The organism is Ruegeria arenilitoris (genome assembly GCF_013030265.1).
Lineage (GTDB): Bacteria > Pseudomonadota > Alphaproteobacteria > Rhodobacterales > Rhodobacteraceae > Ruegeria > Ruegeria arenilitoris_E.
The window spans coordinates 145440-168107 of the sequence record NZ_WPZQ01000004.1; the positions used below are offsets into that span (position 1 = coordinate 145440).

23 protein-coding genes are annotated in these 22668 nt (G+C 55.7%); 12 read left to right on the plus strand and 11 right to left on the minus strand.

Annotated features, from left to right (window positions below; translation table 11 throughout):
• Positions 1 to 23 precede the first annotated feature (23 nt).
• Positions 24 to 1202 carry a dipeptidase gene (locus tag GOX61_RS08395; RefSeq protein WP_170332831.1) on the minus strand — a complete coding sequence of 393 codons (1179 nt, stop codon included), beginning with the start codon at positions 1200 to 1202 and terminating at the stop codon, positions 24 to 26.
• Between the two features lie 164 nt (positions 1203 to 1366).
• Here GOX61_RS08395 and GOX61_RS08400 point away from each other — a divergent pair, with 164 nt between their 5' ends.
• From GOX61_RS08400 to GOX61_RS08410, 3 genes are all read left to right on the plus strand, one after another.
• Positions 1367 to 2341 (plus strand): Gfo/Idh/MocA family protein, encoded by a 975-nt coding sequence (locus GOX61_RS08400; protein ID WP_170332833.1) that lies wholly within the window; start codon positions 1367 to 1369, stop codon positions 2339 to 2341.
• A gap of 66 nt (positions 2342 to 2407) precedes the next feature.
• Positions 2408 to 2677: a DksA/TraR family C4-type zinc finger protein gene (locus GOX61_RS08405; RefSeq protein ID WP_155143466.1), complete on the plus strand. Its 270-nt coding sequence runs from the start codon at positions 2408 to 2410 to the stop codon at positions 2675 to 2677.
• Between the two features lie 19 nt (positions 2678 to 2696).
• A complete protein-coding gene (locus GOX61_RS08410) occupies positions 2697 to 3593 on the plus strand; it encodes a DMT family transporter (RefSeq protein ID WP_170332835.1) in 897 nt (298 codons plus the stop codon).
• A gap of 6 nt (positions 3594 to 3599) precedes the next feature.
• Here GOX61_RS08410 and GOX61_RS08415 read toward each other — a convergent pair whose 3' ends face one another.
• The 4 genes from GOX61_RS08415 to GOX61_RS08430 form a co-directional block, all read right to left on the minus strand.
• Entirely contained in the window at positions 3600 to 3836 is a 237-nt protein-coding gene (locus GOX61_RS08415; protein WP_170332837.1) for a hypothetical protein, read from the minus strand.
• Positions 3833 to 5653, minus strand: coding sequence for a M3 family oligoendopeptidase (locus GOX61_RS08420; protein WP_170332839.1), 1821 nt, complete (start codon positions 5651 to 5653; stop codon positions 3833 to 3835). Before GOX61_RS08420 ends, GOX61_RS08415 begins: the two co-directional genes overlap by 4 nt.
• Before the next feature lie 92 nt (positions 5654 to 5745).
• Positions 5746 to 6723, minus strand: a complete 978-nt coding sequence (locus GOX61_RS08425) for an alpha/beta fold hydrolase (RefSeq protein ID WP_170332841.1) — start codon at positions 6721 to 6723, stop codon at positions 5746 to 5748.
• Entirely contained in the window at positions 6723 to 7013 is a 291-nt protein-coding gene (locus GOX61_RS08430) for an SCP2 sterol-binding domain-containing protein (protein WP_155143473.1), read from the minus strand. The genes GOX61_RS08425 and GOX61_RS08430 overlap by 1 nt, the downstream gene beginning before the upstream one ends.
• A 69-nt stretch (positions 7014 to 7082) precedes the next feature.
• On the opposite strand from GOX61_RS08430, the gene GOX61_RS08435 reads away from it, so the two are divergent.
• From GOX61_RS08435 to GOX61_RS08460, 6 genes are all read left to right on the plus strand, one after another.
• Complete coding sequence (locus GOX61_RS08435) at positions 7083 to 7652, plus strand: tetratricopeptide repeat protein (RefSeq protein WP_209016008.1); 570 nt, start codon at positions 7083 to 7085, stop codon at positions 7650 to 7652.
• Positions 7653 to 7674: 22 nt separating this feature from the next.
• Positions 7675 to 10500 (plus strand): helicase-related protein, encoded by a 2826-nt coding sequence (locus GOX61_RS08440; RefSeq protein WP_170332842.1) that lies wholly within the window; start codon positions 7675 to 7677, stop codon positions 10498 to 10500.
• A gap of 6 nt (positions 10501 to 10506) precedes the next feature.
• Positions 10507 to 10878 carry an RNA-binding S4 domain-containing protein gene (locus GOX61_RS08445; protein ID WP_170332844.1) on the plus strand — a complete coding sequence of 124 codons (372 nt, stop codon included), beginning with the start codon at positions 10507 to 10509 and terminating at the stop codon, positions 10876 to 10878.
• Between the two features lie 64 nt (positions 10879 to 10942).
• Positions 10943 to 11281, plus strand: coding sequence for a ferredoxin FdxA (gene fdxA / locus GOX61_RS08450; RefSeq protein WP_155143479.1), 339 nt, complete (start codon positions 10943 to 10945; stop codon positions 11279 to 11281).
• Between the two features lie 281 nt (positions 11282 to 11562).
• Positions 11563 to 12075, plus strand: a complete 513-nt coding sequence (locus GOX61_RS08455; protein ID WP_155143480.1) for a CarD family transcriptional regulator — start codon at positions 11563 to 11565, stop codon at positions 12073 to 12075.
• A gap of 123 nt (positions 12076 to 12198) precedes the next feature.
• Positions 12199 to 12960, plus strand: a complete 762-nt coding sequence (locus GOX61_RS08460; RefSeq protein WP_170332846.1) for an ion channel — start codon at positions 12199 to 12201, stop codon at positions 12958 to 12960.
• On the opposite strand, the gene cobS is transcribed toward GOX61_RS08460, so the two are convergent.
• Complete coding sequence (gene cobS / locus GOX61_RS08465; RefSeq protein ID WP_170333239.1) at positions 12957 to 13721, minus strand: adenosylcobinamide-GDP ribazoletransferase; 765 nt, start codon at positions 13719 to 13721, stop codon at positions 12957 to 12959. The genes GOX61_RS08460 and cobS overlap by 4 nt on opposite strands.
• A 79-nt stretch (positions 13722 to 13800) precedes the next feature.
• On the opposite strand from cobS, the gene cobT reads away from it, so the two are divergent.
• On the plus strand, positions 13801 to 14811 hold the full coding sequence (gene cobT / locus GOX61_RS08470; RefSeq protein WP_170332848.1) for a nicotinate-nucleotide--dimethylbenzimidazole phosphoribosyltransferase: 1011 nt from the start codon (positions 13801 to 13803) through the stop codon (positions 14809 to 14811).
• A gap of 31 nt (positions 14812 to 14842) precedes the next feature.
• Here the strand turns inward: cobT and GOX61_RS08475 are convergent, their stop codons facing one another.
• A complete protein-coding gene (locus GOX61_RS08475) occupies positions 14843 to 16726 on the minus strand; it encodes a monovalent cation:proton antiporter-2 (CPA2) family protein (protein WP_155143486.1) in 1884 nt (627 codons plus the stop codon).
• Between the two features lie 19 nt (positions 16727 to 16745).
• Complete coding sequence (locus GOX61_RS08480; protein WP_155143488.1) at positions 16746 to 17201, minus strand: Lrp/AsnC family transcriptional regulator; 456 nt, start codon at positions 17199 to 17201, stop codon at positions 16746 to 16748.
• A gap of 146 nt (positions 17202 to 17347) precedes the next feature.
• Between GOX61_RS08480 and hppD the strand changes: the two genes are divergently transcribed.
• Entirely contained in the window at positions 17348 to 18445 is a 1098-nt protein-coding gene (gene hppD, locus GOX61_RS08485; protein WP_170332850.1) for a 4-hydroxyphenylpyruvate dioxygenase, read from the plus strand.
• Here the strand turns inward: hppD and GOX61_RS08490 are convergent.
• The gene (locus GOX61_RS08490) at positions 18442 to 19080 is read right to left on the minus strand and encodes a class I SAM-dependent methyltransferase (protein WP_170332852.1); all 639 of its coding nucleotides are present in this window, start codon (positions 19078 to 19080) and stop codon (positions 18442 to 18444) included. The genes hppD and GOX61_RS08490 overlap by 4 nt on opposite strands.
• Positions 19073 to 21091, minus strand: coding sequence for a hypothetical protein (locus GOX61_RS08495; RefSeq protein WP_170332854.1), 2019 nt, complete (start codon positions 21089 to 21091; stop codon positions 19073 to 19075). The genes GOX61_RS08490 and GOX61_RS08495 overlap by 8 nt, the downstream gene beginning before the upstream one ends.
• Before the next feature lie 164 nt (positions 21092 to 21255).
• On the opposite strand from GOX61_RS08495, the gene GOX61_RS08500 reads away from it, so the two are divergent.
• On the plus strand, positions 21256 to 21951 hold the full coding sequence (locus GOX61_RS08500) for an SIMPL domain-containing protein (protein ID WP_170332856.1): 696 nt from the start codon (positions 21256 to 21258) through the stop codon (positions 21949 to 21951).
• Positions 21952 to 21953: 2 nt separating this feature from the next.
• Here GOX61_RS08500 and GOX61_RS08505 read toward each other — a convergent pair whose 3' ends face one another.
• Positions 21954 to 22664, minus strand: coding sequence for a GNAT family N-acetyltransferase (locus tag GOX61_RS08505; RefSeq protein WP_170332858.1), 711 nt, complete (start codon positions 22662 to 22664; stop codon positions 21954 to 21956).
• Positions 22665 to 22668 lie beyond the last annotated feature (4 nt).

The following is a 22668-nucleotide window of genomic DNA, read 5'->3' on the forward strand; positions in this document are numbered from 1 at the left end:
CATATGTAACGGGGAAGTTGGGTTCAGTTGAGCTGCTGGCGAAAGACCCGAACCATGTTTGCCCCCATGACTTTGCGAACCTGATCTTCAGTCAGGCCTTCGTCCAGCAGGGCTGAAGTCAGGGCAGCAAGTTCAGAAGTATCAAACGCGGTCTCGACCGACCCGTCGTAATCTGATCCGAGTGAAACGTGATCTTCCCCAACCGTTTCGATGGCTGCTTTGATCATCTTTGCAATTCCAGCCGGGGCAATATCTCCGCATGTCACATCCGCCCAGTATCCCATGCCGATAACACCGCCGGTTGCTGCAATTTCCTGCATCAGATCATCCGGATAGTTGCGTTTGACTGGGCAGAAACCATGCAACCCGCCATGACTTACGATCAGCGGAACATCAGTCATATCCAACACATCTCGCGCCACTTGTGGGCTTGAGTGAGCGAGATCGATGACAACAGGTCGTTGCGCAAGCTCAGCTACGACCTCGCGCCCGAATTCAGTTAGCCCCGAATTCGCTTGCCCATGCAGGGATCCCCCGAGTTCGTTGTCAAAAAAGTGCTGCAGACCGAATACACGATGACCGGCGTCGAAAATCGGGTCGAGGTTGTTCAAATCGCCCTCAAGCGGATGGGCGCCTTCAATTCCCAGAATGCCTCCGACAACCTGTTCTCCATTGGCGCGCGCCTGCAGAACCTCCTCCAGATCTGCGCGGGTCTTGATGACTTTCAGGTGACCATCGGATGCTTCTTCGAACTGGTGCAGCTTTTCCGCCTGATAAATCGCACGTTCTTTCAGGCTGTCCCATGTGCGCAGAGGCCAGAGCTGGCCGATGGCCAACAGGGTGATGTTGTCGAACGCTTCTGCTGAGTTTGCTTCGTAGTTTTGCCCTGCCGGAGATTTGGTCACCGCAGTAAACACCTGCAGCGCTACATTGCCTTCAATCAGGCGCGGAATATCAACCTGACCTCGTGTTCCACGCTCGGTCAGATCGCGACTCCACAGGAGCGGATCTGCGTGCAAATCGCCGACAATCAGTGTTTCGTGCAGCACGTTTGCATCATCCGATACAGGATAGGGATCATGATCAATCACATTGTTCCGGGCGCCTTCGATGTAAGGCGGCAGAAACACGAAGAATATGATTGCTCCGACGACCACAGCCAAGACGACAATGGCTGCCAACCATTTCAGAAATTTGCGCATCTGTTATCCCTCCCAATACGTAAAGGCAGCTTACGGCTGAAGATTTTCGAGAAAAGCCTGACTTGGCGTCGGTTGGTTGATAGAGAGGTTCCGACGCAGCGTCCTTTTGCGATTTTTAGAAAGGAAGCAGCGAAAAACTTTGCCAGCGCACGTGGGAGAATATCATGCAAAAACCGGTTCAGTGGGGCATTCTTGGCGCAGCTAAATTTGCCCGTCAGTTCATGGCGCCAGCAATCCACGCCGCAAGTGGTGTACGATTGGCAGGACTGGCAACTTCCGATCCCGTGAAGGCCGAACCATTCCTAGACTTCTGTCCTGATTTGCAGGTGCATGACAGCTATGAAGCCTTGTTGGCTGACCCTGAAATCGAAGCTGTCTACATTCCGCTGCCCAATCACCTGCATGTTGAATGGAGCCTGAAGGCGCTTGAGGCCGGAAAACATGTTCTGTGTGAAAAACCAATGACCATGACGGCGCCGGAGTTTGACACGCTGATCGCAAAGCGGAACCAGACCGGTCTGCTCGCAGCAGAAGCATACATGATCGTGCACCATCCACAGTGGCAGTTGGTAAGAAAACTGATTGCAGACGGCGCGATCGGCAAGCTGGTACACGTCACCGGAGCCTTTAGCTTCGACAACCGGGCAGATACCGGAAACATCCGCAACCGCGCCGAAACGGGTGGGGGCGGATTGCGTGACATTGGTGTCTACGTGATCGGCGGCACACGTTTTGCTACGGGGCAAGAACCGGTTTCGGTACAATCAGCAATCCGCTGGCAGGATGACATCGACATCTTCACCGAAATCCGCGCGCAATTCCCCGATTTCACCTATTCCAGCTACGTCTCCATCCGAATGCACCCGCATCAGGAAATGGTGTTCCATGGCGAAGGCGGGCTGATCCGTCTTACAGCACCTTTCAACGCACGTGTCTTTGGCGAGGCGCGGGTTGAACTGCATCGCCCAGGTCTGGAGGTTTTGGTGACGCGCTTCCCCGGTGATGATCACTACAAACTGCAGGTCGAGGCGTTTTGCAGGTCGGTTCGCGAGGGGGAGGAGTATCCATGCCCACTTGAGTTCTCGCGTGGAACGCAAGAAATGATCGATCAGGTTTTCAGTCAGGCAGTATCGCTCTGATCCACTCACTTGCGCTAGATGGCAAGGCTCGGCTAGCCTATCGGGTACCTATTCAGGAGGTGCCCTATGGCTGGCGGGTGGGCGCGCGATGGCGCGGTAAGTGAACAGATTGAGGCGTCAATTTCCGATGAGCTTGCACGGATGCAGGCGCAAAAACGCCCTGTGGGCGAAAGCCTTACCCATTGTGCTGAATGCGAAGAGCCAATTCCCGAGAAGCGGCGCAATGCGATCCCCGGTGTGAAACTGTGTCTGGACTGTCAGCAGGAACGCGACGGAACATTCAAAGCCCGCAGCGGCATCAATCGGCGCGGGTCAAAAGACAGCCAGTTGAAGTAAATTCCAGCGGAGCGGCTCCTTGCAAGATAACCCTGCCAAGCATCTATCCTTCCTGCAAAACGGTTTGGTTCTTGGTTTTTTGGCTGCGTTCCTGTGGGGCACTCACAGCGTCATCGTTCGCTACCTGACCAGCGATTTGGGTGGAATGCAGATCGCAACGACCCGGCTGTTCATCGCCGCACTTGCAATCTACTGCATGTTGCGTGCGATGGGGGCATCAGTTTCGATCCGGTTTGGGGATTGGAATTTTCGTCTGGCTGTGTTGTCGACGGTGGTGAATTACATTCTGTTCCACATCGGATTGGAGCATACCGGTGCCGCCAACGCGATGGTGCTGGAAAATACAGCGCCTTTCTTCGTTCTGGTATTTCTCTATTTCTTTGCGGACACACCAGTTGGCAGGACGGATGTGTTGGCGACTGCGCTGGCCATAATCGGGGTGTTTCTGACCGTATTTCGCGATTTTCAGGGAGGGGGAGAGCCCTTATTGGGCGACCTTATGGAGATCGGTGCGGGATTGAGCTGGGCCGTGTTCCTGATTTCCAGCAGCCGGGCCATGAGAGCCTCTGAATCCACTCCTGAACGTTTGAATTTCCTGTTTGGGATATTCATCTGTTCAGGCGTTATTCTGTTGCCGCTTTCACTGTTTGGATTTCAGATGCCAACAGCAAACGATATTGTTTTTCTGGTGCTTCTTGGCGTGTTACCGACGGCGCTGGCGTATTACCTTTGGTACGAAGCGGCAGCGCGGGTATCGACCCTGACCGCAACTTTGATGTTCGCCGCTTCGGTGGTGTTCACCTTCATCAATTCAGCACTGTTTCTGGGGGCATCCATCACGCCAATGGCTGCAATAGGTGCTGTGTTGATCGTTTTGGCCATATTCCTCACGACCAAATCCAAAGAGAAAAACTAGAGAATCTTAGCGAGATTGCCGACGCCATCGCCGGTACAGGTTGATGTCCATGGCTGCCACCATGATGCCCAATGGGATCATCCAGAAACCCAAAATGGGGAGAAATCCGAACACACCGCCGATCATCAACAGAATACCCACAACGATCCGCCATCCCCTAGGCACGGTTCGGCGAATTCGGTTTAGGGCAGGGCGCAGGCGCGACTTCAATGCGGCCCAACGCCCTGTGGATTGGGTGTTCACCCCTCCATCGCCTCAAGCTCATCAATGAAGCCAGAGATCATGGACAGGCCCTTATCCCAGAACTTGGGATCACTGGCATCAAGGCCAAACGGAGCAAGCAGTTCCTTGTGGTGCTTTGATCCACCGGCGCGCAGCATTTCGAAATACTTGTCCTCGAACCCTTCAGAGCCGCTTGCGTAGACCGAGTAGAGCGCGTTCACCAAGCCGTCGCCAAACGCATACGCATAGACGTAGAAGGGCGAGTGGACGAAGTGTGGGATATAGGCCCAGAAAGTCTCATACCCATCCATGAATTCGAACGCGGGCCCAAGGCTTTCGGCCTGAACGCTCATCCACAATGCGTTGATGTCGTCTGGCGTCAGTTCGCCTTCCCGACGCGCCGCGTGCAGCTTGCATTCGAAATCGTAGAAAGCGATCTGGCGGACAACCGTGTTGATCATATCTTCGACTTTGCCTGCCAACAGCACTTTGCGCTGTTCCGGGGTTTCAGCCTGATCCAGCATTTTGCGGAAAGTCAGCATTTCGCCGAACACAGATGCTGTTTCAGCCAGCGTCAGCGGCGTCGATGACAGCATCTCTCCCTGATCAGCGGCCAGAACCTGATGAACACCGTGGCCCAGTTCATGCGCCAGCGTCATCACGTCGCGAGGTTTGCCCAGGTAGTTGAGCATCACATAGGGGTGCACCTCGGTGACCGTTGGATGCGCAAATGCGCCCGGTGCCTTGCCCGGTTTTACAGCAGCGTCGATCCAGCCTTTCGAAAAGAACGGCGCTGCGATTTCGCCCATGCGCGGGTCGAACGCATTATAGGCGTCCATCACGGTTTTCTCGGCTTCGTCCCAGCCCACGATGCGGGTGTCTTCCATCGGAAGCGGCGCGTTGCGATCCCAGACCTGCATGACGTCCAGACCAAGCCACTTACGCTTCAGTTCGTAGTAGCGATGGCTGAGCTTTGGGTAGGCGGCAACGACGGCCTCGCGCAGGGCTTCGACCACCTCGGGTTCGACATCGTTAGACAAGTGACGACCGGTCTGCGCGGTTGGCATATTGCGCCAGCGGTCGACGATTTCCTTTTCCTTAGCCTGCGTGTTGTGGACACGGGCAAAGGTCTTGATGTTGTCCTGAAACACGCTGGCCAGCTCGCGAGAGGCGGCCTCACGTTTGGCGCGGTCCTGCTCGGTCAGCAGGTTCAGGGTGCCTTCGATATTCAGCTCTTCGCCATCCACTGTGAAAGTCAGGCCAGCGATGGTCTCGTCAAACAGGCGTTCCCATGCGTCGCCAACAACGCCGAGGTCGTGCAGGAATTTCTCAAGCTCATCCGAGAGCTGGTAGGGCTTCATCGCGCGGATGCGGCGGAAGACAGGCTCATAGCGTGCGAGGTCTGAATTTGCTTCGAAATTGGCCTTCAGAACGTCATCGTCGATGCGGTTGATCTCGAGCGTGAAGAACACCAGCGGAGTGGTGAAGATCGTGATCTTTTCCTGCATGTCCGACAGGAATTTGGCACGTTCGGCATCCGTGGTCAGCTGGTAATAGCGCAGACCAGCAAACGACATGATGCGGCCGGCGATGGAATTGATTTTCTCATTGCGCTGAACGCAGGTCAGCAGACCTTCGGCATCCAGATCGGCCAGCTTGCCCTCGTAATCTGCGGCAAACGATGCGCATTCCTGTTCCAGCCAATCCAGATCGCGAGACAGTTCGGGCGCGTCTTCCGATGCATAGAGATCTGTCAGGTCCCATTCCGGCAGGTTGCCAAGATTGTCGGCGCCCCCGGCGGCATTTGCGTCACGGACGGGAAAGGGAAGGTCGCGCATGGATCACCTCGAAAAATTGCTTTGGGCAACATCTAGGCACAGGACGCAAGGATCACAAGCGGCCTGTCGATTTGTGCTGACTTGTAGCCGGGTTAGCGTGCCGCCGCCCCCTCAGGCTGACTTTCAGTCTGGCTGGAGAGGAAATGAGACGCCAACTCCTCAAAGACCGGGCCGCGCACCTCGGGGGCTTCCATCATGACTTCATGCTCGCCATTTGGAATTTCGATCAACCGTCCGAGAGGCCAGTTTGCCATGCGCGCACGGATCGCTTTTCGATCCACGATCTGTTCGTGACTGCCCAGATAGGTCAGGCAAGACATGTTGGGGGCAGGTTGGGCCATCAGATAGGCGCATTCATCCAATGCCTCACGCAACCAGATGGTAGATGGAGCACCAAGGGCCAACTCAGGATGTGCGGCCAGCTGATCCTGCATCATTTTGTACATCTCCGGATCGCGGGTCAGTACGTTGCCTTCGAAAGGCTGTGAAACGACATAGCTTTCCAAAGAAGTCGTCGGTGGCGTTCGCTCACCCAATCCAAAACGTGGCCCCCAATAGGCGGTCAGCCGACTGAGCGGCCTCATGATGGGGGTAAAAAAGATACCCCACATGGGGCCAGTAAAGGCGCAAGCCGAGAAGCAATCGTTTTCGAGAATCGCGCGCATCCCGATGGCGCCCCCCATAGAGTGTCCGATGACATACCATGGCTTTGGCAAATCCAGATTGCGTGCCAAACCCAAAACAGCCTGAACGTCTTTCTGATAGTCGGGGAAATGTTCAACGTGGCCGATACGATGATCGTGCAAAAGTCGGTCAGCAAGACCCTGACCGCGCCAGTCTATCGACAGAAATGCAAATCCCCGACCAGTGAACTCACCAGCCGCGTTGCCATATTTCTCGACATATTCCGTACGGCCCGGGAACATCATCACCGTGCCTTGGACTTCACCCTGGGGCACCCAATGGCCCACACGGATGCGCTTTCCGTCCGATGTCGTCAGCCAATGGGCTTTGCCACCGGCAGGACCGCCGGCCACATCTTCAAAAAAGGGGGCCGGCGACGTTTCCATCAGGCCAGCACCGAGGCGAGTTTCATGGCGATTCCCATGTCTCCGTCAACGCTCAGCTTGCCGGACATGAACGCACCAGTCGGGTTCAGGTCACCGCTGAGGATTTGTTCGAATGTATCTGCGTCCGCGCTCAGGGTTACGTCTGCTTCTTCGTCGCTCACGCGGGCGCCGTTCGCATCCAGAACGATAGCGCCCAGATCCGCGATGGCGAATTTGGCAGATGCGTCGAAATCACCGCCTGCCAGTTTTTCGTTCAGCGCGGCTGCCGCCTTTTCAAGAATCTCGCTCATGGTCTTCCTCATTTTGTTTGTGCGCCGTGAATGGACATCCCCGGTCGCAACGCTACACTGAACATTGTTATGAGCATTGCAATCTCCAATCTCAAAGGTACCGTTGCGGCACTTGCCGTCATAGTCACGTTTTCCACCAGTTGTTTCGCGCAACAGGCGGATTCGCGGGACGAGACTGCGCTGTTGGAACAACTCTCACAAGCCACGCCCGAACAGGCTATCAGCATTGACCGGCAGTTACAGGCCCTATGGTCGCAATCCGGTTCCGCATCGGCGGATCTGTTACTGGAAAGAGGGCGTGAGGCGCTGAATGATGGGGATATAGACGCCGCGCTTGACCATCTGACCGCGCTTACCGATCACGCCCCTGAGTTTGCCGAAGGTTGGCATGTTAGGGCATCAGCATTCTTTGGTTTGGAGCGGTTCGGCATGGCCGTTGCTGATCTTGAGTACGCTCTGACGCTAAACCCCAATAATTACGAAGCTATCTATGGCCTCGGTTTGATTTTCGAAGTGATCGGCCAGCCTGAAGAGGCGTACGAAGCCTATTCGCGAGCATTGTCTATACATCCTCATCACGAAGAAGTAACCAATGCCGTGAATCGGCTGAAGCCTCAGATCGAAGGCAAAGCACTCTAAAGGTCCGGGGCAGGGGGCAAAGGTGAACGGGTCATCCCGAATCGTGGCCGTTCTCGGCCCGACAAACACAGGTAAAACCCATTACGCGATTGAGCGGATGCTGGGGCACCGAACAGGTGTGATCGGCCTACCGCTGCGTCTTTTGGCGCGCGAGGTGTATGACAAGATTGTTGCCATCCGAGGGCCGTCTGTCGTCGCTTTGGTTACGGGTGAAGAGCGGATCGTTCCACCTCGCACCCAATATTGGGTGTGTACCGTCGAAGCAATGCCCGAGGGTATGGGCGCTGATTTCGTAGCTATCGACGAAATCCAGCTATGTACCGATCCTGAACGCGGCCATGTCTTTACTGACCGCCTGTTGCGTGCACGCGGCACAAACGAGACGCTGTTTTTGGGGTCTGACACGATGCGCGGCCCAATCGCGGCACTGGTGCCTGAGGCACAGTTTGTTCGCCGCGAACGCATGTCTCAGTTGGTTTATGCTGGTTCAAAAAAGATCAGCCGAATGCCGCCGCGCAGCGCGATTGTCGGTTTCTCTGTTGAAAATGTATATGCCATCGCTGAATTACTGCGTCGCCAAAAGGGTGGGGCAGCAGTCGTTATGGGGGCACTAAGCCCGCGGACCCGGAACGCACAGGTTGATCTCTATCAGAATGGCGAGGTCGACTATCTTGTTGCCACCGATGCCATCGGGATGGGTCTTAACCTCGATGTGAATCATGTGGCGTTCTCGTCCTTAACCAAGTTCGACGGACGACGGATGCGTCCGCTTGCCCCGAATGAGTTGGCACAGATCGCCGGTCGGGCAGGGCGCGGCATGTCTGATGGTACCTTTGGCGTGACGGGCGAGGCACCCCCGCTGGACGAAGGTGTTGCACAGGCCATCATGGACAGCCGGTTCACGCCGATGAAAAAGCTGAACTGGCGGAATGCCGCTTTACGATTTGGTTCGATCGATGCGTTGATCGACTCGCTTGAGATCAGTCCGAATGATGAACATTTGATCAAGGCGAGGCCCGCTGATGATCTGAATGCGCTTAAATCGCTATCGCAGATAACCGAGGTCGCTGCGCGTGCCAGCGATGGCCCATCGATCCGTTTGCTGTGGGATGTGTGCCGAATCCCCGATTTTCGCGGCATCAGCCATGCCGAACACGCCGGTTTGCTCGAGGTTATCTATGGGTACCTGCACGAACGTGGCTCGATTCCCGATGATTTCATGGCGCGGCAAATCCGCCGAATCGACAGAACCGACGGAGATATCGATGCTTTGTCTAAAAGGTTGGCATATATTCGCACCTGGACATATGTTGCGCAACGAAATGGTTGGGTGCGTGACGAATCTCATTGGCGTGATGAAACGCGCACTGTAGAAGACAGGCTGTCAGACGCTCTTCACGAACGTTTGACTCAAAGATTTGTGGACCGGCGCACGTCCGTTTTGTTGCGCCGGCTCAAACAGAAGGAGGCCCTTTTGGCCGAAGTAAATGACAAGGGTGAAGTGACCGTCGAAGGTGAATTCGTCGGTCGTCTGGAAGGGTTCCGGTTTAGTCCGGACAAAAGCGCGCAAGGAACCGAGGCGAAAGCGCTCAAATCGGCATCTCTGCAAGCACTCGCGCCGCAATTCCATCTGCGTGCCGATCGCTTCTACAATGCACCCGATACCGAAATTGATTTCACTGATCAGGGCGGCCTGATGTGGGGCGAATACGCAGTCGGGAAACTGGTTGCTGGTGCCGAACCGCTCAAGCCCGTGGTTGAAGTATTTGTGGATGAGGCTGCAGGCCCGGAAGTTGAACAGAAGGTTCAGCGGCGCCTGCAACATTTCATCGATCGCAAGATCGCAGCGCTTTTCGAGCCGCTGTTGAACCTGTCGCGAGATGAGGAGCTGAGCGGTCTGGCCAAGGGATTTGCGTTCCGGATGGTCGAGGCGCTGGGCGTGCTGCCGCGTGCAGGTGTCGCGCAAGAGGTCAAAGATCTGGATCAGGATGCCCGCGGTGCGCTGCGCAAGCATGGCATTCGGTTTGGACAATTCACGATCTTCATGCCGCTACTGCTGAAACCCGCTCCGACGCGCCTGCGTTTGGTACTGTGGGCGCTGGCTGGCGGTTTGCAGGAGTTCCCCGAAGCACCTCCTCCTGGTCTGGTCACAGTGCCGGTCGCCAAAGGCGCACCCGAGGGTTATGACACAATGTGCGGCTACCGCGATGCGGGAGATCGTTCGATCCGTATCGACATGCTGGAACGCCTGGCAGACATGCTGCGCGCCGAAGACAGCCGGGGTGGGTTCGAAGCCAAGCCCGACATGCTGTCCATCACCGGTATGACTTTGGAGCAGTTCGCTGACCTGATGCAGGGGCTTGGCTATAAGGCCGAACGGGGCGAGCGTGAGAAGGCCAGAGCGGTACCGGCTGAAGTGGCTGCGGCACCTGAACCCGCTGCGGAAGCAGCTGCGGAGCAATCCGTAGCCGCGGAAACACCGGCAGCTGAATCCGTGAGCGATGAAGTCGTTTCACCCGCTGAAGCACCAGCGGAGACTACCGAAAGCGCCGAAGCGCCAGCTGAGGCTCCCGCATCCGATGAGCCTGAGGTCGAAGTGTTCTACACCTTTACCTGGGGCCGTCAGCGTCAGGCCAATCGTGGTCCGCGCCGCGAACAGCGGCAGGGGCAGGGCAAAGGCAAACCGCGCGGCAAACCTCAGGAAGGGCGTGGTAAACCGCAGGGCAAGAAGGGTGGCAAGCCTCAAGGCGCCAAGACTTTCTCGTCGCGGCCTCCCAAAAAGGAAAAGGCTATCGACCCTGACAACCCCTTCGCCGCGGCGCTTATGGGTTTGAAAGAAGGAAACTAACCTACTATGGCCGAAGCACAGGCCAAGCTGCGAATTGACAAATGGTTGTGGCAGGCGCGGTTCTTCAAGACCCGCAGCCTGGCTGCCAAACAGGTAAGCGGCGGTCATGTGCGTGTAAACGGAAACCGGGTGCTGAAGCCAGCTCAGGCTGTGGCGCCCGGCGACGTTCTGACCTTTCCGCAAGGGCGCATCGTCCGGGTCGTGCGCGTCGAAAAACTAGGGGAACGACGAGGTCCAGCGCCCGAAGCGCAAACGTTGTACTTCGATATGACGGAAAAGAAGGACACGCCGCCCAAGAATCCGGGGTTTGAGGGAAAAGGTCGTCCAACCAAGAAAGATCGGCGGGCACTTGATCTTTCTCGCACCCAGGAAGGCTGATCCTATCTTGAAGACAGGGTCAGACTGGATTAGCTAAACGCCAAACCGCAAACTGGAAATAACCATGACTTATGTTGTCACCGAAAACTGCATCGCCTGCAAATACACCGACTGCGTCGAAGTTTGCCCGGTGGACTGTTTCTACGAAGGTGAAAACACACTGGTCATTCATCCCGATGAATGCATTGATTGCGGAGTATGCGAACCGGAATGCCCGGCAGATGCGATCCGTCCCGATACCGAGCCTGGGATGGAAACGTGGGTCGAGTTCAACCGCAAATTCGCTGAACAGTGGCCTGTCATCGTTACCAAAAAGGATCCTCTGCCAGAAGCTGAGGAACGTGATGGCGAAGAAGGTAAGATGGAGAAGTACTTCTCCGAAGCGCCGGGCGAGGGCGGCTGAGCGATTCGCCAGGTCAAATTGACCTAAATCTGGCACGATTGTGCTGTAACTCGTTGGAAACGTGGCGATTGTCTAAAATTGCCTGTGCGTAACCTTTCGGGTGTCGCTTTTTTGTGATATACTTAACTCTTACATGATGACCGAGATGGGATGCGCTCCGTAAGTATGCTCGCTTTGGGGTTCTAAATTTTTGACAATATAGCCGCCTGACGGGGCCTGACCGGTCCCGCTTGTGGTTTTTTGTCGCCTCTGTCCCGCTCTTCAACCAAGGATACACGTGAATGACAAAGTCGAAAAAGCTTGAGTTCCGCCCGAACGACTATGTTGTCTACCCCGCACATGGCGTGGGTCAGATCATCTCGATCGAAGAACAAGAAGTTGCGGGATTCTCGCTTGAGCTATTCGTCATCTCTTTTGAGAAAGACAAGATGACGTTGCGCGTGCCGACCAACAAGGTGACCGAATCCGGCCTTCGCTCGCTGAGCTCACCGGATGTGATCAGCCAGGCGATGAAAACGCTCAAGGGTAAGGCCAAGGTCAAACGCGCAATGTGGTCGCGTCGTGCTCAGGAATATGAGCAGAAGATCAACTCGGGCGATCTGATCTCGATTGCCGAAGTGGTCCGTGATCTGCACCGCACCGATGACCAGCGCGAACAGAGCTATTCCGAGCGTCAATTGTACGAAGCCGCTTTGGAGCGTCTGACGCGTGAAGTGGCTGCCGTTTCCGGCGCTGACGAAATCTCTGCTGCCAAGCAGGTCGACGAAGTACTGATGTCGCGCGCTGCCGCCTGATATCGCTGCACTTTAGTTTGAGGCCGCTCCAGTTTTGGGGCGGCCTTTTTTGTACCGTGTCGCTTGGTCTGAAAACGGTTTTTCGTTATTTTCCAGAAAGGTGAAGCCGAAATCGGGTTTTGGATGAAGCAAACGGTCAAATTCCTGTACATAGGCAAGGAACCGATCTCGATCCGGTTCCGCTACCTTCTGATCCTGTTTGACGCAGCGACGATCGTATTCTTTGTTGCAACCGCGCATGTGCCGCACGGCCCTGGCTTGATCGCAGCAAGTTGGGCTGTAGGGCTGGTAATCCTTTTGGATTTTTCTGCAAGAATGTGGATCGCCAAAGACAGATGGAAACTGCTGCGGCAGATTTATACGCTTGCCGATATCGTGGTGATTGTTTCCTTGATCCTGGATCCGTTCCTTACTGGAAGCTTGGCGTTCCTCAGGATATTGCGTGCCTTGCGGCTGATCCATTCCTATCATCTGCTCAGAGATCTTCGAAGGGACAGCAGTTTCTTCAGAACTCACGAAGACGCTGTGATAGCTGCGATAAACCTGCTCGTTTTTGTATTTGCCACTGCAACAGCAGTGCTGGTATTTTTTATTCCGGAAGATAGCAAGACGCCCTATATCGACGCCCTGTATTTTACGATGGCGACGCTGACGACAACAGGGTTCGGGGACATCACGCTGCCCAGCCCGGGGGGTAAACTGTTCTCGGTGTTCATCATGGTGGTCGGCGTTGCGCTATTCGTACGCCTCGCGCAGGCAATATTCATGCCTCAAAAGGTTCGTCACAAATGCCCCAGCTGCGGGCTTTACCGGCATGATCCGGATGCCGTGCATTGCAAACACTGTGGCGAGACCTTGCGTATTGAAACCGGCGGGGCGGCTTAGATCAGTGCTGCCAGGGCAAGCAGAAACGTGATTTCACTAATCTGTTGGGATGCGCCGAGAATATCGCCTGTCTGACCGCCAATCTTGGCCTTTGCGATGACTGCCAGAATGCCAGCTGCCAAGAGCGCGCATAGGGCTGGCAACAACGCGAGTGTTCCAATCAGCAGCAATGCCAGAATTATGGCTATCCCCAAACCAGAAACAACGGCAAGAGATGAGGGTGCGCCGACGCTGTGACTCAGTCCCGATTTCCGGGCGTTTGGCAACGCGCTCATCAGTATGGGCATCGAGGCGCGGGAAACAACGCAAGCTGCCAGTATGCCGGTCAGAGCGCCATTACCCAGCAAAACCATGACTGCTGATATGCGCAGCAATTGCGCGATACCCAACACCAGCACGCCATATGTGCCAATATGGCTGTCTTTCATGATCTCAAGACGGCGTTCGACGGTGAAACCGCCCCATAACCCGTCGAAGGTGTCTGCGAGCCCGTCCTCATGCATGGCGCCGGTCGTGGCAATTAACACTGCGACCAAAAGGGTCGCGCATGCCAGAACAGGTAGGTTCAAGGCCATGGCCAACCAGCCGACGGCGCAGGCAATCAAACCAACGACCAGGCCGCTTAGGGGAAAGGCCCATGCCGCTTGTGCCTGACGGGTAAAAACCTGCTCAGGCAAACGTGGCAACGGCAAACGCGTCAGCAGAACCAGCGCCAGCGGAATATCCCACGCGGAAAACGGGGTGGTGTCGTTTTTGTGCACTCCCAGGCCTTTCAGGGTCTTGTCGGTTTGCTTGCTTCGGTTAAACACGCAGGACCACTCTGATGCAACGAGGCTTTGAATGCTGCCCGAACTGAATGATCTGAATACGTTCCGGGAAGCCCTGAAAGGGGCGCCTGGACCTGACGAGTCCGCCCTGCAGGGCGCAACAGACCGTAATGGTCAATTGACCAAGCCGCCCGGAGCATTGGGCAGGCTTGAGGATCTGGCGATCTGGTATGCAGGCTGGCGTGGGGATGCCCGGCCGCAGATCTCGTCGCCACAAGTCATCGTGTTTGCAGGAAACCACGGAGTGACGGCACAAGGGGTGTCTGCGTTTCCGTCAGAAGTGACAGTGCAGATGGTCATGAACTTCCAGCACGGTGGCGCGGCGATCAATCAACTTGCGAAAGCCGCAGGTGCCAAGATGGATGTGCATGCGCTTGAACTGGATCGCCCGACTGCGGATTTCACCAAAGAAGCGGCGATGAGCGAGCAGGAGTTGCTCGAAGCGCTGCGTACCGGCTGGAACGCCGTGGATGCCGGGGCGGATCTTTTGGTCGTTGGTGAAATGGGCATCGGCAATACCACCCCCGCAGCGGCAATCGCGTGTGCGTTGTTCGGCGGTGATGCTGCCGATTGGACCGGGCGTGGTACCGGTGTCGATGATGCAGGTCTTGCCAATAAGACGCGTGTTGTGGCCGAAGGTGTGGCGCTGCATGGCAGCTCTGATGGGCTGGAAGTTCTGCGCTGTCTTGGCGGGCGCGAAATTGCCGCCATGGCAGGAGCAATTGCCGCGGCACGCGTGTTGCGTATCCCTGTTGTTCTTGATGGCTTCATATGTTCTGCGGCTGCGGCGTGTTTGGCGCAGGTTTCGGACAACGCTCTGGACCACACTGTAGCAGGCCACCAGAGCGCCGAGGGCGCCCATGGTGCCGTTTTGGCCAAACTGGGTAAGGAACCCCTTCTGAGCCTTGGTTTGCGTCTGGGCGAAGGATCGGGCGGAGCCTTGGCCATCAACATCGTCAAAAGTGCGGTCGCCTGCCATTCAGGCATGGCAACGTTCGCTGAAGCAGGTGTTTCAGACGGATAAACGCCAGTCCTGATCCAAGGAACGCCTTGGGTCAGGCTGATTTCTTTGCGTGTTCTTCGGCCAGTTCCAGCAACGCAGTTTCCAAATCCTTTTCAAGTTTCTGGGCGCGCTCAATGTACTTCTTGTTCTCAGCCGTAGGCATTCCGGGGATCCATAGTTCCGCCAGATCACGGATCGATTTCCGGTCATGATGGTAGAAGGTCTGCTCGGCCTGCGCGGCTTCGTATTCACTGAGACCAATATTCTCGAGAACATAGCGCCCCGCACGCAATGAGCTGTCAAACATCTCGCGAACGATGTCATTCGCGCCAGCCTGATACAGTTCGTAGACGTGGTTACGATCATGTGCGCGTGCTACGATATGCAGATCGGGCCGTTGGCGCCGCGCATAGCCGACAAGGCGGGTGACCTGCTTGCGATCATCCATCGCTGCGACCAGTACCGCAGCCTTTTCAATGCCTGCTGCGCGCAATAGTTCTGGGCGGGTGGGATCGCCCAGAAACCCTTTGACCCCAAAACGCCGCATCAACTGGATCGTCTCGATGTTATGGTCGAGAACAACCGTTTTGAAGCCACTCGCCTGCACCAGCCGGTTTACGATCTGACCGAAACGACCAATACCTGCGATGATCACGGGGCCCTTTTCGTCGATAGTGTCTGCCTCGACCTTAGGGCTGCTGTCTCCAATATAACGAGAAACCATATCGTAGATGATGAACAGCAGCGGCGTGATGAGCATTGTCAGTGCGATGATCATCAGCAGCTTTTGTGACAGGCCAGGCGGAATGACATTCTGTTGTGTCGAGAAGGCGAGCAACACAAATCCAAATTCACCAGCCTGCGCAAGCCCAAGCGTAAAGAGCCAATGATCTCGTCCCCGCAGCTTGAACGCACGGCCAACGATGAACAGGATGATGCCCTTGGCCAGAATGACCAACAGGGCCAAACCGATCAGGTCAAACGGGTCGGCAAAGAAGTAACCGACGTCGATACCGGCCCCGACGGTGATAAAGAATAACCCGAGCAGCAGACCTTTGAACGGCTCAAGGTCACTCTCCATTTCGTGCCGGAATTCAGAACTCGCCAGAACGACACCCGCCAAGAAAGCGCCCAAAGCCGGTGAGAGCCCCACCAAGGTCATCAGGAACGAGATACCGACCACGATCACCAGGGCGAGTGCGGTATACATCTCGCGCAGGTGGGTGGCGTGGATGAAACGGAATAGTGGGCGGGTCAGATAGATGCCGGCGAGCACAACAAAAGCGACGGCACCGATCGTGACCAAAGTAACGGCCCACCCGGGCAGACCCTCGACCAGCGAAAGGGCGTGGTGTGCGTCTGCGCCATGCGCCGCATCGCCACCGCGGTCGATCGAGCCATCATCCTCGATATGAATGCTGGCAGGCAGCGCCAGCAATGGCAGAAATGCAAGGATCGGAATGACCGCAATGTCCTGTGTCAGCAACACCGAAAAGGTTGCTCGACCGCCGTTTGTTTGCATCAGACCCTTTTCTGAAAGGGTTTGAAGAACGATTGCGGTTGACGAGAGTGACAGAGTTAAGCCTACCGCCAACGCAACAGACCAGGGTTGTCCTGTGTAGATCGCAACGGCTGCGATCACGATGGTAGACATAGCCACCTGCAGCCCGCCCAAGCCCAACAGCTTGTCACGCATGTCCCATAAGGCGCGCGGTTCCAGTTCCAGACCAATCAGGAACAGCATCATAACGACGCCGAATTCTGCTACATGCTGAAGGCTTTCGGTTTCTGCACCTACCAAGCCAAGAATAGGTCCAATCGCGATACCCGCCGCCAGATACCCCAACACGGACCCCAATCCCAAGCGCGCCGACAAAGGTACGGCTATGACTGCCGCTGCCAGGTAAATCGTGGCTTGGTAGAGGAATTCTTCCATAGTGGTTCTTTCTCGATTTTCAGGTCGGCAACGGGGCGTCGCGCTTGAGTTGGTCCATGACGATCTGGCTTTGCACTCGCGCCACTGCAGGATGCGGCAGGATAACCTCATGAAGCAAGCGGTTGAGGGCGGAAAGGTCGTCGCAGTAGACGTGTAGCAGATAATCTGCCTCACCTGTCATCGTCCAGGCGCTGGTAATCTCGCTGCGACTGTCGACCATGCGGGCAAAACTTGCGGATTGGTCAGGGCCATGCGTGCCGAGATGTACCTGAATGAAGCCCTGAACCTGCAAGCCCAGCTTGAGTGGGTCCAGCCGGGCGGCATAGCCTGTGATGTAACCATCGGCCTCAAGCCTTTGTCTTCGGCGGCCCGCCTGACTGGGCGAGAGATTCAGTAATTCGCCCAGTTGATGTGCCGTGAGGTGAGCGTCTTTTTGAAGTGCTGACAGCAGACGTGTGTCGGTGGCATCCAGCATATGCGGAGAAATCCCGGTTTTTTATCAAAGCGTGCGGCAATCGCGCGCGTAATCATAGTTTACACGAAAACAATGCGCAGAAACAGCACCAGTTAAAGCGTATTTTTGAATCAGCAAAGAAATTCCTGTTTTGGAGGAGACGCGCCATGGGTCCTTTCCCGCATAACGCCCCGAAATCAACGATCAGTGAAGAAAACCCAGCCGGCACCGATGGCTTTGAATTTGTCGAGTTCGCGCACCCGGAACCGCAGGAACTGCGTGACCTGTTTGCAAAGATGGGATTCGAACTGGTTGCGCATCACAAGGATAAGCCAGCCGTTGAGCTTTGGCAGCAGGGTGATGTGACTTACATCCTGAATGCCGACCCCGAGAGCTTTGCTGCAAAGTTCGTCGCAGATCATGGTCCTTGCGCCCCGGCGATGGGCTGGCGTGTTGTGGATGCCCAAAAGGCTTATGAGCACGCAGTTTCAAAGGGGGCAGAACCTTATGATGGCACGGATAAGACCATCAATGTTCCAGCGATCAAAGGCATCGGTGGTTCGCTGATCTACTTCATCGATCAGTATTATGAGACGTCACCCTACAATCAGGAATTCGAGTGGCTCAAGCAATCCAAGCCACGCGGGGACGGTTTCTACTATCTCGATCACCTGACCCATAACGTCTATAAAGGAAACATGGACAAGTGGTTCCGTTTCTATGGCGATCTGTTCAACTTCCGTGAAATCCGGTTCTTTGACATTCAGGGTAAATTCACGGGTCTATACAGCCGTGCCTTGACCTCGCCGTGTGGTCGTATCCGCATTCCAATTAATGAGGATCGGGGTGAAACCGGGCAAATTGTGTCGTATCTCAAAAAGTACAACGGCGAGGGCATTCAGCATATCGCGGTTGGTAGCGACGATATCTATGAATCCACCGATGCGATTGCGGAGAAGGGTCTGAAGTTTATGCCCGGTCCGAACGAAGCCTACTATGACATGTCGTTCGACCGGGTTTCGGGTCATGATGAACCCAAAGATCGCATGATGAAGCACGGTATTCTGATCGATGGCGAAGGTGTCGTTGATGGAGGCGAGACCAAGATTCTGCTCCAGATCTTTTCGAAGACCGTGATTGGCCCGATCTTCTTTGAATTCATCCAGCGCAAGGGCGATGACGGTTTCGGTGAAGGTAACTTCAAAGCCCTTTTCGAATCCATCGAGCGCGAGCAGATTGAATCGGGTGAAATCTCGGCTGCTTAACAGCCTGCCTTCAAATCAAACTCCGGCGCGTCCAACACCAGCCAGGTCCAAGTGACCCCGGCGCGCCGGTTTGCCGGCTGGATAGATCCATTCTCAGACCGATGGCGTACGTCAAATCCGCATTGCACCGCTACTTCCGTGATCAGATCCGCCGATACTGAGAACCCGGGACGAGATGCAGGGCAGGGACCATGTCGAAGAGACAGGATCATGCGTCCGGATGGTTTCAGCAGGCTTGCAAACGTTTCGATGGCAGCTGCTTGATCGGTAGGTACCAAATGATGAAGCACCCCGATGGCCAGAACGGTATCGAAATCCCCTTTGCTGAAACCTATGCCACTGAGCATTGGCAGTCGGCCATTGTGCCATGACACGTTCCTGCTCGGATAGCCGTTTTTCCCATGATTCCGGAATGTCTTGGCAGGTTCTACCGCTGCTACCTCACATCCGCGCGAAGCCAGCCATACAGCGTTTGTGCCGATACCCGCGCCGACATCAAGCACTTTGCCTGTGTCAGGTAGAAACTCAGCGACTGGTGCCAGAACATCTTCGGGACACAGCTGCCCATAAGCCTCTATCAGGTAAGGCGTTTCAGTCTCATAACCATGGATGATCTTATCCGCGTAGTCAGCCACGAGGCATTTTCAACGTCACATTACGCCCGCGTTTCTGGTAGCGCAGTTCGCTGTCACCGATGGCGATTACTTTGCCACCATCGACCCGGTCCCCAACTTTCAGCTTTTTGTAGCGTCCACTGGGAAGCCGGACCAATGCGCGTCGATTTGCAGGTGTGCCATACACCCCGATCAGGTTGAGTTTTCGCAGGTTAAGCGCGTTATCCAACGTCGCCTGTCGGGCAACCGAGGCTGTTGTCGGAATTTTGGGTGCAACGGATTTCGGCTGGAATGTTCCGGCTTCTTCACTCGATTGTGCAACAGCAGCCGTTGAACCCAACGGGGCTGTACCGGTGCTTGCCTTCCTTGAGGCAATCACTGCGATTGAGGCTGGTCGGATCTTAGGGCGAGGGACTCTTACAACGGCCAAGGCTGTTGGGGTATGGTCAACCTTTGGCGTATCTTGCAGTGATTTGGGGCGTAACTTGGGGCGTAGCACGGCCAGTTCTTCGAGAGACCGCCCACCAAGTTGCTGCCGCTCAAATTGCTCAATCAGATCGCCGGGGCGGGCTCGGGGGCGTGTGTCGGCCAACACATCGACTTCCTCGATCACATCAGGATCGGTTTCGAAACGCACCGGTACTTCTGGCGGGACTTTGGAAGGGCGACCAAGATACACGACGATGCCATCCGGGTTCAGCGTGCCCTCTGCGGTAGGGATCACCAAGCCCCGGTCGTCAAATTCGAAACGGGTACCTGCGACGCTGGATTGCCCGGCTTGCTCGAACGGAAGATCGGTATCAAAGCTCTCAACAGGAGGCAGGGCGACAGCATCCTGAGACAGGTCCGAACGATCAATCGAGGCAAGGTAAAGCTCTTCGGGTTCCTCCAGCGATGGCGCGGTCGGTGCTTGCGGAGGTGTAGGAGCCAACCCGGTGACTTCATAAAAGACCTCTTCACTCTCAGGATCCCGAGCGACCTGTTCGACCGGTTGAGGTTCGATATTCAGGGCTTCCAGAATCGCAGTGTCAGTCGCGGTCAGTTCCAGTTCTTCATCGGGGGCGACGTTTTCGAGCTCTGTTTCCGCCGGCAGAGCGATTTGCGTTTCAGGTTCGGGGACGGGGGGTGAAATGGTTTCTTGGGGCTCGGTGGTTGTGACGACCTGTTCCTGAGGTGTCTCTTCCTGTGACAAATCCGAAATCGCTTCGGCTTCGTCGCCTTCGGAGCCTGTCAAAGTCCATGCGCCTACGGCCACACCAACTGCGACGACAGCAGCGGCCAAAGGGATCAGTTGCTTTGGACGTTTGGTTGATGTCCCGGCAGATGCAGGAACATCAGAAGTAATCTCTGGCGATCGAAACACGTCCGGGTCGGCAGTTCCTGCGATTGGGTGAGCAGTTGGGGCAGCCGGATCTTCTGAATCAGTGCTTTCGACTTCCAACACAGGCGATGCTTTTGTGGTTTCGGTCGGTTCGGACGGAATGACCGGCACGGTTTCAGTTGGTTCGGGTGAGGTTTCCGACTCGATTGAGTCCGCGCTTGCCTCCGTCAGCCTTGCAGCATCAGAAAGCAGATACTCTGATATGGAACCCTCTTTCGATTCCAGATCGTTGGCGGTGAAGGTTGTTGGGATAAATCCATGACCCATCGCGAAGGAATGGGCTTCTTCGATTGTTTCCTTGGCCACCGCCGCAATACGGATCGAGTCTCCCTGCTGCTGTGTCGCAAACTCCAATTCAGCCAGCGAATATGGTGTTTCGGACGTCAGGGTTTTTGCTACCTTCTGATCCAAATCTTCGGGACTAAAGCCCTCAGCATCCAAGGTGAGATACTTTACCTGATCTGAAGGAATGACCACTTTGCAGCTTAGGTCATTTTCCAGTGCGAACCCCTGTTCGCGCAGTGCTTGCATGCGGTCACTCAAATCAGGTGCATCAACCGGAACAGTTCCCACACAAAACCATTCGCCATCCGAGTGATGGTGTAAGGTAATCCCGGTATCATCAAAAGACAGCGCGAAGGCGGGTTTCATAATCTGGCAGAACCATATTTGTCAGAATTCGCGCAAACGCGCTTGCGTCTGCCCTCTGAGATTAAAGCAGGAACCCGCCGAGGGAAAGGAAAAGGCAAAATCTCCCCTTGTCCGGCAAAGGCTTGCCAACCCATGTATAGGATAAGGCAAAAGGAGGGATCACCTTGAAGACACTTGCTTTTCTGGCCGCGATGATAGCGGCGACCTCGGTTGGGATGGCGCATGCGGAAGAACGTCGCATCACCGTTAGCGGAACGGGAACTGCGTTGGCGGAACCAGATATGGCGACCATCACCCTGGGCGTGACGAACGAGAATGCGCAGGCATCTGATGCAATGAAGGCAACGTCTGACGCAGTCGCTCAGATTTTGGCACGCCTGAATGACATGGGGATCGAGGCGCGCGATGTGCAAACCCGTGATCTGTCATTGTCGCCGGTTTGGGCAGGGCGTCACAATCCTGACGGTGAGGCCCCTAAAATCTCTGGGTTTGTAGCGTCCAATCGCGTTTTTGTCCGGGTGCGGGATCTGAGCAACCTGGGTGAGATCATGGATGCCGTGATTCGGGACGGTGCCAACGATTTTGGCGGCCTCAGCTTTGATGTGCAGGAGCCGAAACCGCTGGAGGCCAAAGCGCGTGCCGAGGCGGTGGCCGATGCAACCGCCAAGGCAGAACAGCTTGCGCAAGCCGCCGGGATCACATTGGGGTCTGTTGTGTCGATCACGGATCAGGGCGGCGGTGCACGCCCAATGATGCAGATGCGCGAAATGAGCTTTGCCGATGCCGGATCAGTTCCGGTGGCGGGCGGTGAAGTTGGGGTTTCGGTCAATATCTCGATGGTCTTCGAGATATCCGAGTAAACTTACGTCTGTGCGCGGGCCTTCAATGACTGACGTTGTTGGCCCGACGCATCAAAGTTGTCGGGCTCAAGCCATGTTTCGAACGCATCCCGGACACGTGGCCATTCACTATCGATGATCGAATACCAGGCAGTATCTCTGTTCCGACCTTTGTAGTGTGTCGCCTGACGGAATATGCCCTCGAAGGTAAAGCCCAAACGCTCTGCCGCGTTGCGAGACGGGGCATTCAACGCATCACATTTCCACTCGTACCGACGATAGCCCAGTTCATCAAAAACCCGGCGCATCATCAGATACATGGTTTCGGTCGACATAGGAGTGCGTTGGAGGAGGGGTGAGAAATGGATGTGGCCAACTTCGATCGAGCCAGCTGCCGGTGCAATTCTGAGAAACGACGCAAGACCAACAGGCGTCTCGTCTCGATCCAGTACCGTATGGAACATCGGGTCAGCATCGGCACAATTGGCTCGGACCCAGTCTTCAAACTCAAGTTCAGCACCGAATGGCCCGTAAGGCAGGTAGGTCCAATTATGACCGTCAGCGTCTTGCGCAAACGCCCGGTAAAGTCCGGGCGAATGCCGATTTATGTCCAGTGGCACGACGGTGCAGAACCGGCCTTCCATCGGTGTGTATGGTGGCGTCGGGCGCGGGAAATCGCCCGATACCGGCGACCCGATAGGTTGACCCAGTTCGTTGGTGTAGTGCTTTGCCATCGTA